The following is a 12,719-nucleotide window of genomic DNA, read 5'->3' as shown; positions in this document are numbered from 1 at the left end:
GCCTTCTTTCGCAGACATGTCCGCCCCCCTATTCCGCAAGTGCCGGCTGAGGCACGACAGCCTCGTCGGCTTCCGTCACATCATCTTTGATGGTGCGATAGACGTTGTAGATCATGATGAGTGCACCCACGAGGTAGAGCGAGCCGCCTACCGCCCGGATGATGTACTGGATGTGCATGGCCTCGACGGTTTCGATGAAGGAATACTCCAGGAAGCCGAGCGAATTGTAGGCGCGCCACCACAGGCCCTGCAGGATGCCAGCAGCCCACATCGAGGTGATGTAGAGAATGATGCCGATGGTCGCGATCCAGAAGTGCCAGTCGACCAGGGTCTTGGAGAACATGCCCTTCTTCTTCCACAACCAGGGAACCAGGCAGTAGATGGCACCGAAGGAGATGAAGCCAACCCAGCCCAGGGCGCCGGAGTGCACGTGGCCAATAGTCCAGTCGGTGTAGTGCGACAGCGAGTTCACGGCGCGGATCGACATCACCGGGCCTTCAAAGGTCGACATGCCGTAAAAGGCCACCGAGAGCACCAGCATGCGGACAACCGGGTCGGTGCGCAGCTTGTCCCAGGCCCCAGACAGGGTCATCAGGCCGTTGATCATCCCGCCCCAGGACGGCATCCACAGCATGATCGAGAAGGTCATGCCCAGCGTCTGCGCCCATTCCGGCAGAGCCGTGTAGTGCAGGTGGTGCGGACCAGCCCAGATGTAGATGAAGATCAGCGACCAGAAGTGGATGATCGAGAGCCGGTAGGAATAGACCGGACGGTTCACCCGCTTGGGGATGAAATAGTACATGATCCCCAGGAAACCGGCCGTCAGGAAGAAGCCCACCGCGTTATGGCCATACCACCACTGGGTCAGCGCATCCTGCACACCGGCGAAGGCCGAATAGCTGCGGGAGCCAAAGAAATCGACCGGCATCGCCAGATTGTTGACGATGTGCAGCATCGCAATGGTGAGGATAAAGGCGAGGAAGAACCAGTTGGCCACATAGATGTGGGGTTCCTTGCGCTTCCAGAGCGTCCCGAGAAAGACCAGGAGATAAGCGACCCAGACTATGGTCAGCCAAAGGTCGGCATACCATTCCGGCTCGGCGTATTCCTTGCCCTGCGTGATACCGACCAGATAGCCCGATGCGGCGATCACGATGAAGAACTGATAGCCCCAGAACACGAACCAGGGCCAGATGCCCCCGGCCAGACGTGTCCGGCAGGTGCGCTGCACGGCGTAGAAGGACGTCGCGATCAGCACGTTGCCGCCGAAGGCGAAAATCACCGCCGAGGTGTGCAGCGGCCGCAAACGGCCGAAATTGGTGAAACCAAAGGCCTCAAGGTTCAAAACCGGGAAGGCGAGCTGAAAAGCAATGACAACGCCCACCAACAATCCCGCCGCACCCCAGAACAGGGAGGCGATCACGCCGGCTTTGATGATGTCCTCGCTATATTCGCGCTGATCGGTGATCACGCCGCCGCGCGCGATGGCGCCGACAACGAGAAAGATCCCGACCAGGAATCCCCCCAAAATTAGCCAGGACTGGCCCTTCATGGCCGCGTCTGGCGCGTGCGCCGCTGCGAAGAGCGCCCAGAGCGCCCCTAAAACGGTAATCAGTCCAACAGCAGCAAGGCTAATATCCGCCCCGCTCCGTTGAAGTGTTTGCGACGAAGTCATCGACGCCCCCGGATTTCTATTGCCTACAGCACCGGGTTACTTGGGCCTTTCCGCAAAATCTGTATGGCAATTTGTCGCTGCCCCGCAAAATATGTAGGGCAATTTGTCGCGACCTCGTCCAGGCAGGCGTGCGCCGTCGCTTTTATGCAACAAAGGCAAGTCTGTTAATAAATGGCGATTGCCTAGCGACGGTGATCTGGGTCACACTCCGTATCAGTGAGAAGCGGCTATAACGCTTCCACTAGACGGGGAGCGTAGGCAACGAACCGCGTTCGCAGGGGGTAAAATCATGCTGTCTCAGACACACACGTTCGATTCTGATGCCGAAGTTGTGGCGTTCCAAAAACGTGTTCTGAGGTTCCTGACCCGATTGGAGAGTCAGGATCCGGGTGGGTCGGAATGCCTGTTCTTGACCAATCGCAAGACCGTTCGTCGTCGCCTCGTCCAGATCGAGGCCACCAGTCATGCGACGCTGGCGGCCTTCAACCGCTTTCTGGAACAGGATCGTGAGCTGGCGCCGGAGATGGCCCGCGCCGTTTAGTGGCGCTCAAGTCGAGACTTCCAACCTAGAGAATCGACTGGCCGGTCTTGGCCCAGTCGGCCATGAAGGCTTCCAAGCCCTTGTCGGTCAGCTGGTGTTTGACCAGCCCCTTGAGCACAGCCGGCGGCACGGTCGCGACATCGGCACCGGCGATGGCACAATCCTGCACATGCGCTGCGGAACGAATTGACGCGGCGAGGATTTCCGTCTCGTACCCGTAATTGTCATAGATCGCGCGCAGGTCATGGATCAGCTCCATGCCATCGACACCCAGATCGTCCAGGCGGCCGATGAAAGGCGACACATAGGTCGCGCCCGCCTTGGCGGCGAGCAAGCCCTGATTGGCAGAGAAACACAGGGTAACATTGGTCTGCACCCCGTCCGACACCAGCCGGCGGCAAGCTTTGAGCCCGTCCCAGGTCAGCGGCAGCTTGACGACGACATTGTCCGCCAGCTTGGCCAGCTTGAGCCCCTCGACAACCATCTGATCTGCGTCCAGTGCGGTCACTTCGGCACTGACCGGACCATCAACCAGCTCGCAAATCTCCTGGATCACCTCGAGAAAATCGCGGCCCGACTTCATCACCAGCGACGGGTTTGTGGTCACGCCATCAAGCAGTCCCACTTCAGCCATGTCGCGGATTTCTGCCGTGTCGGCGGTGTCGATGAAGAATTTCATGGGAGCGATGATCCTTGATTGTGCTTGGCGGGCACATGCCACGATACGCGTGAAAGGTCGAGAGGTTGCAAAGCGCTATTTTGCGGCGAAAACACGTTCCGCCATCCGCCGGATGAAGGCCTCGGTCCGCTCAGGCTGCGTGATCGGCGGCATATGGCCAACGCCCTCCAGAACTTCCAGGTCAAGATCCGGCCGGGCCGCCTGGATCGGCGCGATATGGGTCTTCCAGTGCAGGATCCGGTCACCATCGCCATAGAGCATGCCGAGCGGGTGTTGAAGTTCCGAATAGCGCGCCTGGACCTGGCGCATCTCCGGCGGCACGGCGTGCAGGTCTGTGGCCGCCACATAGAAGGCCTCCGGCCGCAAGGACAGGAGTGAACCGCCCCGGGTGCGGAAATCCTCCGGCGCAGCCTCCGGGCCGAACACTTCCCCAAGCGCCTTGTCGCCATTGCGAATGGTCATCGGCACAGCCAGCGTGCCCGCCACCAGGCGCCGCACACCGGGATTGGCAATATTGAGCGAATCAAAGGCGCCGGGCGCATCATCCTGTACCGCTGTCAGCGGAGCGATCATGGCCAGCCCGCCGACCCGTTCGGGATGATTGAGCGCCAGGAACAAGGACAGCGCCCCGCCGAGCGAGTGCCCGACAACGAGCGGGTTTTCGATGCCTTCGCGCTCCAGGAACTCGGCCACCATGGCCGCCTGCTGGGGCAAGCGGGCCCGGTCATCATTCTCGCGGGTCGAATAACCGCAGCCGGGTCGATCCAGTGCGATAACGCGATAATCCTTCGCCAGTGCACCCGTCATGGCATAGGTGAAATTGTGCAGATTGCCGGCGAGCCCGTGGATCATCACGATAGGCTGGCCTTCACCGGCTTCAACGAAATGAATCTCACCGCCCGCGACGGCCGTTTTGCGGCCGGCCGGTGGCAAGGCTTCCTCGACCTTGGCGCCGACATTGCGCGAAAACATCGCAAACCCGGTGCCGGCCGCCAGAAAGGCGATAACGACCAGGGCCATTATCCCCAGAATCCAAAGGCTCACGAGCGCTTCTCCTCTTTCAGGGCGGAACCGAGCCGGCCTTGCATGAAGGTCCAGTAGCGCGACGGCATGAGCTTCTCGAACCAGGCCAGCATGTGCGCGTCACGCCCGACCAGGACGCGCGGCTTGCGCCGCTCAACACCGCGCAGGATGATCTCTGCCGCCCGGGCCGGCGGCATGACCAGGTTTTCGGCCGCCTGCTTCAGCCCGGCTTCGCGTTCCTCGGCGGTGGTATGGGCAGAAATCCGGGCATTTTCGGCGATCGAGGTGTTGACGCCGCCGGGATGCACCGTGGTGACCCGGATCGCGTCCTGGCCCAATTCATGACGCAGCGCATCGGAGAAACCGCGCACACCGAATTTCGACGCCGAGTAAGCGGTTTGCCCGGCAGGAGCAATGACACCGAAAATGCTCGAGATATTGGTGATGTGCCCCTCACCGCTCCGCCGCATCAGCGGCAGGAAGGCGCGCGTCATCCGGATCGGCCCCCAGAAATTGATCCCGACCAGCCACTCGAAATCATCTTCGGAAATCTGCTCGAAACGGCCGCCGACCGCGACACCGGCATTGTTGAACAGGAGATGGGCCGCTCCATGCTCGGCCTCGACCGTATCGGCAAAGGCCTTGATCGCCTCCTTGTCGCCGACATCAACAATATGCGTCGTGACTTTGCGCTCGTTGGAGCGAAGCGCTGCGGCCGTTTCCTCCAGCCCCTCGGCGTTGACATCGGCCAGCGCAAGGTCGCAGCACCGTACCGCCAGGGCCTGAGCCAGGGCGCGGCCAATACCGCTCGCCGCACCGGTGATGACGGCAGTCTTGCCGGCAAATGTCAGGGGCTGGCTCATTCCGCCGCCGCCAATTCCCGCGGCGCCGAGGCGCCCTCATCGCTTTTGCGGTAGAATTGCAGGGCCCCGTCCTCCAGCTTGCCATAGCGGATCGCCAGCATGTCCTGGATATAATTCTGATAGGTCCGCCAAGGCGGTTCCGTACCCTGCCGCGGCAGATGGGGTTCCGCGCGCTTGATATAGCCCGACTGCAGATTCAAAAGCGGCTGGGTCTCGATACCGGCCGGCGGTTCCGGCACGCAATAGTCATAGCCCTTGGCATCCATGTGATTGAGCAGGCGGCAGACCCGCTCGCAGGTCAGATCGATCTTCAGCGTCCAGGACGCATTGGTATAGCCGAAGGCCAGCGCCAGATTGGGCAACTGGCTCAGCATCATGCCGCGATAGCTGATCGTTTCGGGCGGGCTGACCTCGCGGCCGTCGACCTGCATCGCCATGCCCCCGGCCAGAAGCATTTCCAGCCCGGTTGCAGGGATGATCAGATCCGCTTCGATATGCTCACCGGATTTCAGCTGGATACCAGTCTTGGTGAAGCGCTCGATATGATCGGTAACGACCGAAGCCTCGCCCTTTTTCAGCGACTGGAAAAAATCGCCGTCCGGCGCCGCGCAGAAGCGCTCATCCCAGGGATTATACTTGGGCGTAAAGTGCTTATCGATGTCGTAGTCTTCGCCCAGCTCGTCGCGGATATATTTGTGAACCTGGTTCTTCACCCAGCCCGGCCAGCGTTGCGCGATCTCGAAGAAGATGATCGAGATCAGGACATTCTTGATCCTTGTGGCGGAATACGCTGCTTTGCGCGGCAGGATCTTGCGCAGGAAATTGGCCACCGGATCGACCGATGGCCGCGGCGCGATATAGGTGGGTGAGCGCTGAAGCATGGTCACATGCCCCGCCTTGTCCGCCATCGCAGGAACCAGCGTCACCGCCGTCGCGCCGGAACCGATAATCACGACTTTCTTGCCGCTATAATCAAAGTCCTCACGCCAGTGCTGCGGGTGAATGATATCGCCGGCAAAGTCTTTCTCGCCTTCCCAGTGCACGACATGACCGTGGTCATAGCGATAATAGCCGGAACACATCATCAAGAACCGGCACTCCACCCGCACGCGTTCACCGGTATCGGTGCGCTTGGCCTCAACTTCCCAGCGGGCTGTGCGGGAGTTCCAGTTGGACGACAAGACCCGGTGCTTGAAGCGGATATGGGGTGTGATGCCGGACTCGTCGGCGGTTTCTTTCACGTAGTTGCGGATGGCCGGGCCGTCAGCAAACACCTTGCCGTCTTCCCACGGTTTGAAGGCATAACCGAAAGTATGCATGTCGCTGTCCGAGCGGATGCCGGGATAGCGGAACAAGTCCCAGGTCCCGCCCATACCGTCTCGGGCTTCCAGGATCATATAGCTCTTGCCCGGAGCGCGTCGCTGCAGGTGATGTGCAGCGCCGACGCCAGACACACCTGCACCGACGATCAGGACATCAACAAATTCGGCTGTCGCCTCACTCATCTTTACTCTCCGCTCGGCAAGCCCTCAGCGGCTTGAACCGGGCGAAAGTGAACACTGTTCGCTCAAGGATGACAAGGGCATGGCGGGGGCCGTCGCCGGCAAGCCGCCAGGCAGACGGGTCAGCCGGAATAGCGTTCATTCCTTGTCAAACCGAATAGGCTTAACTGGTTTTTCGGCTAACCAAGCGGGACGCGGAATGATCAGCGATCACGTCATTTCAGTCAGGGCCAAGAACAAGATCCTGGGACGGGCATGTCCGGCCTGCTTGGCAAGCCGGTGCTAATCTCTGATCTGGACAAGATGATCCGCGAGCACACAGACGGGGCTGATGCGATGAAACGGGCCCTCTAACCCGCATTTGCCACCCGCTCGCTGCTCAGGCCCGCCATATCCCTACCCTGGAGCCGAAAGCGCTATTCGGCGGCGACTTCGACGGCATGGCCGCCCGCCTCACGGGCTTCAGCTTCCAGCTTGTTGCGCATCCAGTTCGGCGTCTTGGTAAAGCGGCCCAGCACGCCATAGGCGACAGGCACAACGAACAGGGTGAACACCGTAGCGACCGCCACGCCAGAGAAAATCACCACGCCGATCGTGATCCGGCTTTCCGAGCCGGGGCCGGCCGCGAACACCAGCGGGGCTGCACCAATGGCCGTCGACAAGCCGGTCATCAAGATCGGACGGAAGCGCGTCTCCGCGGCATCCAGCGTTGCTGTCAACACATCGCGTCCGTCCTCGCGCAACTGGTTGGCGAATTCGACAATCAGAATGCCGTTCTTCGCCGCCAATCCGATCAGGATCACCAGGCCGATCTGAGAATAGATATTCAGGCTGGAACCAATCATCTCGAGCCCGAACAGGCCGCCAGCAATCGCCAACGGGACGGTCAGCATAATGACCAGGGGCTGGATCAGGCTTTCGAACTGGGCCGCGAGGACCAGGAAGACAATCAGCAGGGCCATGCCGAAGGCAAACAGCAGGGCCTGATTGGCGTCCAGGAATTCCTTGGCGCCACCGAGGAAACTTGTTCCCATTTCCGGTGCCAGCTCACGGGCCGCCCAGTCATCCAGCCAGTTGACCGCATCACCCAGATTATAGCCTTCCGCCAGCGTGGCGGAGATGGTGATCGAGCGTTGGCGATCGACACGATTGCGCGACGAGGCCTCACCGACCTCACGCACACTCACCAGGTTGGAAAGCGGGATCAGGCGATTTTCGCGGCCGGAGACATAGAGCGTCTCGAGATCCTGCGCACTGGCCCGTTCCTCACGCCGGTTTTCCATAATGACGTTATAGGCCTCGCCGCGCTCGATGAACTGGCCGACCCGACGCGACCCCAGATGGGTTTGCAAGGTGGTTCCGATATCGGACACCGAAACCCCGAGCGCCGCAGCGCGTTCCCGGTCAATATCGACCACAAGACGCGGGCTGGTCGGCTGATAGTTCTTTCGTGCACGAAGCAAATTCGGGTTGTCGGCGCGAATGGCGGCCAGCAGGCGCTCGGCTTCCGCATCGATGGCGGCATAGTCCGGTCCCTGGATCACGAAGGAGATATCATCGCCATTACCCCCGCCCCGAATGGACGAACGCATGGACGCAAAGGCGCGCACGCCGGTCAGCTGAGCGAAACGGCCATTGATCTCGCCGACAATCGCCCCCCCCGGACGGCGCTCATCCCAGGGCACCATGGTGCCGATGACAATTCCCGAATTAAAACCGGACCCGCCCCATCCCGGGGCCACAACGAGGACTCGGCGCAATTCCTCACGCTCGATATATTCGAGCATTATGTCTTCGATCTGATCGGCCTGTTCAGCCATGTAGTCGAAGCTCGCGCCTTCCGGCCCGGAGAAGAAACCGAAGAAGCCGCCACGATCTTCCGGCGGTGTAAGCTCACCGGGCAGACGGTTCAGCAGGACACTCGAGCCACCGATAGCGACAAGCACCAGCGGCACCGCCATCCAGGGCGCTTTCAGCGCGACCTCCAAGCTCGAGCGATAGCTTGCCCGCAAGCGCTTCACCAGACTGTCGACCCACTTGGCCGGGCCCCGCGCCTCACGGCTCGGGCGCAGCAATTTCGACGCCATCATCGGCGACAGGGTCAGGGCGACAAAGCTGGAGATGATCACGGCGGCCGCAATTGTCAGCGAAAGCTCGCTGAAGAGCCGGCCGATGAAGCCCGGAAGAAAGACCAGCGGCACAAAGACAGCGACCAGTACGGCCGTGGTCGCGACAACCGCGAAGAACACCTGTCGGCCACCGCGAAGCGCGGCAAGCGCCGGCCCCTCCCCGAGATCGACGCGTCGCTGGATGTTTTCCAGCACAACGATGGAATCGTCCACGACCAGTCCGATCGCCAGGACCAGGGCCAGGAGGGTCAGGATATTGATCGAGAAACCGGCCCAAGCGAGCGCCGCAAAGACGCCGATCAGGCACACCGGGACTACGGCGGCAGGAATAATGGCGGCCCGGAAGGAGCCCAGGAAGAGGTAGATAACGAACACGACGAGCGTCGCGGCCAACAGCAGGGTGCGCCAGACCTCCTTGATGGATTCCTCGATGAAGACTGTGTCGTCCGACGCCACGATCAGGCTCATACCCTCGGGCAAGGTGTTGCGAACCCGGGCCGCGACCTCCTCGATCCGGTCGGCCACTTCAACCGAATTGGCCTGGCTCTGACGGACAAAACCTAGCCCGATCATGTTGTTGCCATTGCCGCGGAACAGCGTCCGGTTTTGTTCGGCCTCACGCGACACGTCCGCGACCTCGGCCAGACGAATGATATGCCCATCCTCACCGCGTCCAACCGGCAAACGGGCAAAGCTCTCGGGGTCACCGAAGATGCGCTCAACACGGACGACGATCTGCGTGTCCGGCGTCTCGACGGAACCGCCCGGCACTTCCACATTCTGGGTGCGCAGGGCCTGCTCGATATCGCTGACGGTAATGCCACGAGCAGCCATGGCCCGGGGATCAAGCCAGATACGAATGGCGTAACGACGCTCGCCGCCAAGGCGAACCTGGGCAATGCCATCAATGACACTGAAACGATCGATCATGGTCCGGGCGGCATAATCGGACAATTCTTCCGACGTCATGCGGTCCGACATGAGCGAGTACCACATGAAAGGCCGCGCATCGCCATCCTGCTTGCGCACCTCGATCGTCTCGACATCCTGCGGCAGGCGGTCAACGGCGCGGGAGACGGCGTCACGGACATCATTGGCTGCCGCTTCGATATCGCGCTCCAGGGTGAAGGTGATCGACACACTGGCACTGCCGTCTCGCGAGGAGGAGGTAATGGTATCGATGCCATCGATACCCGACAGCTGATCCTCGATGATCTGGGTCACCCGGTTTTCGACGACCTCGGCATTGGCGCCGGGATAGGCCGCGGACACAGAAACGATCGGCTGGTCGACATCGGGCAATTCGCGCAACGGCAGCTCGCGCAAGCCGAGGACACCGAACACGACGATCAGTGCACTGGCCACGAAGGCCAGTACAGGGCGGCGGACAGCGATATCAGACAGGGTCATTGCGGGCTCGTCTGGCTGGCGGCAACGCCGGCAGTCGGGCTGCCCGTCGCCGGTTCACTGCGGTCGGTAATACTCACGCGCATCCCCTCGCGCACCCGGTGCACACCGTCGCGGACGATCAGCTCGCCATCCTCGACACCATTGATGACCTCAACCATGCTGCCTTCGCGGCGTCCCAGTTCAACGCGGCGACGTTCGATGCGGGCCACTTCGCCTTCTTCGATGAGGACAAAGACAAAACTGTCGTCGAGATATCGCGTGATCGCAGAGCCCGGGATGGACGGCGAGCGCCGAACATCCCGCTCGATCTCCACTGCCATGAGCTGGCCCGGAAGCAGGCGCGCATCATCATTGGCGATTTCGGCACGAACCGTGACGGCGCGGGTGACCGGATCAATACGGCTGTCGATCTGGGCGATGGAACCGGCAAAGACCTCGTCGGGATAGGCCGAGGTTACCGCTTGAACCGGCAGCCCCGGGCGCAAGGAGGCCAGGAAACGCTCGGGGACGGTGAAGTCGAGCTTGATCACCCGCGTATCATCAAGGCTGGTAATGGCATCGCCCGGACGAACCAAGCCACCCACACTCACTTCACGCAGTCCGACAATGCCCGAGAACGGGGCGCGGACGATGCGGTCAGCCAGCTGGGCTTCCAGCGAGGACACCCGAGCCCGGGCTCGGCTCACGGTTGCGCTGACTTCGTCGAGCCGCTGGCGTGAGGCGATACCGCGCTCAACCAGGCCATTGACGCGGTCATATTCGCTCTGGGATTCACGCAGCGTGGCGCGTGCTTCCGCCAGTCCCGCCGCCTCTTCCGTATCGGTCAGTTCGACCAGGATATCACCGGCCTCAACACGTTGACCGCTGTCGAAATTCAGCGCCGAAATCGTGTCTGACACGCGAGCGGTAATCGTCACGGTTTCATCAGCCCGCGCCGTACCCAGAGCTTCGACGATATCGGCAAAGTTTTGGTCGCGGACCGTATGCGCCGCGACCGGCATGGTACGGCCACCCCAGCCGCCACGTGTCTGAGGCTCGGGCGTCAGGACGCGGAAGGCGACGATGCTGGTCATGACAGCAAAGGCCACAAGGACAGCGATAAGAAAGGCAGCACGGCGCATGTAAAAACTCCTTTGCGCCCGGATATGTCTCAAACGGCTTGCATTTCAACGCCCTTCGACAGCTTCATCGATCAAATCGTGAATGAGAGCAGGGTTCGATTTTTTATAACCTCTCCCTTCGTAGGGATAATGCCTGTGATTAGGTTGCCTAAGCTATCGGGTGACGGCGCCCCCCGACACAAGCGGGCCCCCTGCTGCCGCAGAAAAGGCCAGTCCGAAAGGTCTCGGTCCGCTAGGTGTTGGGGTGGCAGGAGCTTACTCGGCATCAGACGCCTTCCTCCATTGGCCGCCTAACCTGCGGGGTGTCGCCAGCTGAGGGCGAGACCGGCGCGAGCGCTTTCCTCAACGCCCGAGTTTGCCTAACGTCCCGGCAGACAGACGCGAAAACGCGCAGGGGAGACCTAGATGGCAAAAGACACCGAACAACCGCCAAGCCCGAATTATGGCGGCTTCCAGAACGAAATCTATTTCAATGGCCTGCAGGGCGTCGTTCCGGAATACCCGGTCGACTTCAAGGACCTCGTCGCGCGCGCCCAGGCCGCCCTGCCCCCGCATATCCTGTCCTATGTCCAGGGCGGGTGCGGCGATGAGCTGACCCAGGACCGCAATGCCTCGGCCTTCGCCCATTGGGGCATGGTCCCGCGCATGCTGGTCGATTGTGCCCAGCGTGACCTCTCCACCGACCTGTTCGGCGACACCCTGCCCAGCCCCGCCTTCATGGCCCCGATCGGCGTCAACGGTATCTGCACCCAGGACGGTCATGGCGATATTGCCTGTGCCAAGGCCTCGGCGCTGTCCGGCGTACCGTTTGTCGCCTCCACCCTGGCCAATGATCCGCTCGAGCATGTGATCAAGCATTGCGGTGATGTCCCCGCCTATTTCCAGCTCTACACCCCGAAAAACCGCGAGCTGGCCCAGAGCCTGATCTCGCGGGCGGAAAACGCCGGCTACAAGGCGATTGTCGTCACACTCGACACCTGGGTCACCGGTTGGCGGCCGCGCGACCTGAAAACCGCGAACTTCCCGCAATTGCGCGGCCACGTACTCGAGAATTATTTCTGCGACCCGGTCTTCCGCAGCCTGCTCGCGGCCCCGCCGGAGGATGACCCGCAGAGCGCCATCCTGACCTGGGCCGGCGTCTTCGGTGAAGTGCTGACCTGGGAGCATATTCCCTGGCTGCGCGAAAGCACCAAGCTTCCCATCGTGCTGAAGGGTATTTGCCATGAGGAGGACGCCCGCAAGGCGGCCGACATGGGTATCGACGCGATCTACTGCTCCAATCATGGTGGCCGCCAGGCCAATGGCGGGATCGGCGCCATCGACATGCTGCCCGGCGTGGTGAAAGGCGCCGGTGATACGCCGGTCTGGTTCGACAGCGGCATTCGCTCCGGCTCCGACATGATCAAGGCGATCGCGCTGGGCGCCAGCGCGGTTGGGGTTGGCCGGCCCTACACCTATGGCTTGGCCCTCGGGGGCGCGGAAGGCGCCGCGCACGTGCTCAAATGCATCCTCGCAGAAGCCGACCTGATGATGGCGGTCAATGGCTATCCGACCCTTGCAAGCGTCCGCTCAGAAGGCGCACAACGGGTAGGCTAGATAGGTTTAAAACCTGTCCCAGATACCGAGGGCCTGTGCGCTGCGCTGGCCGCTGGCAAGACCTGCGTCGGCATGTGAAGTTGGCGGTTTGTACCATCTGATTTCATTATACATATTCGATGGATTCTGGGCACAAAATTGAAACAAGCCGTGAGCCGCTCATCTGCGGTCTGGGCGTCG

At 61.4% G+C, this 12,719-nt stretch carries 9 protein-coding genes; 2 read left to right on the top strand and 7 right to left on the bottom strand.

Features of this window, described 5'->3' with window-relative positions; genetic code table 11:
• Nucleotides 1-28: 28 nt before the first annotated feature.
• Complete coding sequence (ccoN, locus tag Q1V51_RS02220) at nucleotides 29-1,675, bottom strand: cytochrome-c oxidase, cbb3-type subunit I (protein ID WP_300552246.1); 1,647 nt, start codon at nucleotides 1,673-1,675, stop codon at nucleotides 29-31.
• A 289-nt stretch (nucleotides 1,676-1,964) separates the two neighbouring features.
• On the opposite strand from ccoN, the gene Q1V51_RS02215 reads away from it, so the two are divergent.
• Nucleotides 1,965-2,216: a hypothetical protein gene (locus Q1V51_RS02215; protein ID WP_300552244.1), complete on the top strand. Its 252-nt coding sequence runs from the start codon at nucleotides 1,965-1,967 to the stop codon at nucleotides 2,214-2,216.
• A gap of 25 nt (nucleotides 2,217-2,241) precedes the next feature.
• On the opposite strand, the gene fsa is transcribed toward Q1V51_RS02215, so the two are convergent.
• The 6 genes from fsa to Q1V51_RS02185 all read right to left on the bottom strand — a co-directional run bounded on the left by fsa (nucleotide 2,242) and on the right by Q1V51_RS02185 (nucleotide 10,943).
• Complete coding sequence (gene fsa, locus Q1V51_RS02210; protein ID WP_300552241.1) at nucleotides 2,242-2,895, bottom strand: fructose-6-phosphate aldolase; 654 nt, start codon at nucleotides 2,893-2,895, stop codon at nucleotides 2,242-2,244.
• A 75-nt stretch (nucleotides 2,896-2,970) separates the two neighbouring features.
• The gene (locus Q1V51_RS02205) at nucleotides 2,971-3,939 is read right to left on the bottom strand and encodes an alpha/beta hydrolase (RefSeq protein ID WP_300552239.1); all 969 of its coding nucleotides are present in this window, start codon (nucleotides 3,937-3,939) and stop codon (nucleotides 2,971-2,973) included.
• Entirely contained in the window at nucleotides 3,936-4,781 is an 846-nt protein-coding gene (locus Q1V51_RS02200) for an SDR family NAD(P)-dependent oxidoreductase (protein WP_300552236.1), read from the bottom strand. The genes Q1V51_RS02205 and Q1V51_RS02200 overlap by 4 nt, the downstream gene beginning before the upstream one ends.
• Complete coding sequence (locus tag Q1V51_RS02195; RefSeq protein WP_300552233.1) at nucleotides 4,778-6,286, bottom strand: NAD(P)/FAD-dependent oxidoreductase; 1,509 nt, start codon at nucleotides 6,284-6,286, stop codon at nucleotides 4,778-4,780. The genes Q1V51_RS02200 and Q1V51_RS02195 overlap by 4 nt, the downstream gene beginning before the upstream one ends.
• A gap of 413 nt (nucleotides 6,287-6,699) precedes the next feature.
• On the bottom strand, nucleotides 6,700-9,822 hold the full coding sequence (locus Q1V51_RS02190; protein ID WP_300552230.1) for an efflux RND transporter permease subunit: 3,123 nt from the start codon (nucleotides 9,820-9,822) through the stop codon (nucleotides 6,700-6,702).
• Nucleotides 9,819-10,943 (bottom strand): efflux RND transporter periplasmic adaptor subunit, encoded by a 1,125-nt coding sequence (locus Q1V51_RS02185; RefSeq protein WP_300552227.1) that lies wholly within the window; start codon nucleotides 10,941-10,943, stop codon nucleotides 9,819-9,821. The genes Q1V51_RS02190 and Q1V51_RS02185 overlap by 4 nt, the downstream gene beginning before the upstream one ends.
• Nucleotides 10,944-11,348: 405 nt before the next feature.
• Between Q1V51_RS02185 and Q1V51_RS02180 the strand changes: the two genes are divergently transcribed.
• Nucleotides 11,349-12,539, top strand: a complete 1,191-nt coding sequence (locus Q1V51_RS02180; RefSeq protein WP_300552224.1) for an alpha-hydroxy-acid oxidizing protein — start codon at nucleotides 11,349-11,351, stop codon at nucleotides 12,537-12,539.
• Nucleotides 12,540-12,719: the final 180 nt, after the last annotated feature.

The organism is Maricaulis sp., from assembly GCF_030149235.1.
In the GTDB taxonomy this organism is placed as follows: Bacteria; Pseudomonadota; Alphaproteobacteria; order Caulobacterales; family Maricaulaceae; genus Maricaulis.
This window is presented reverse-complemented; position numbering and strand designations above follow the sequence as displayed.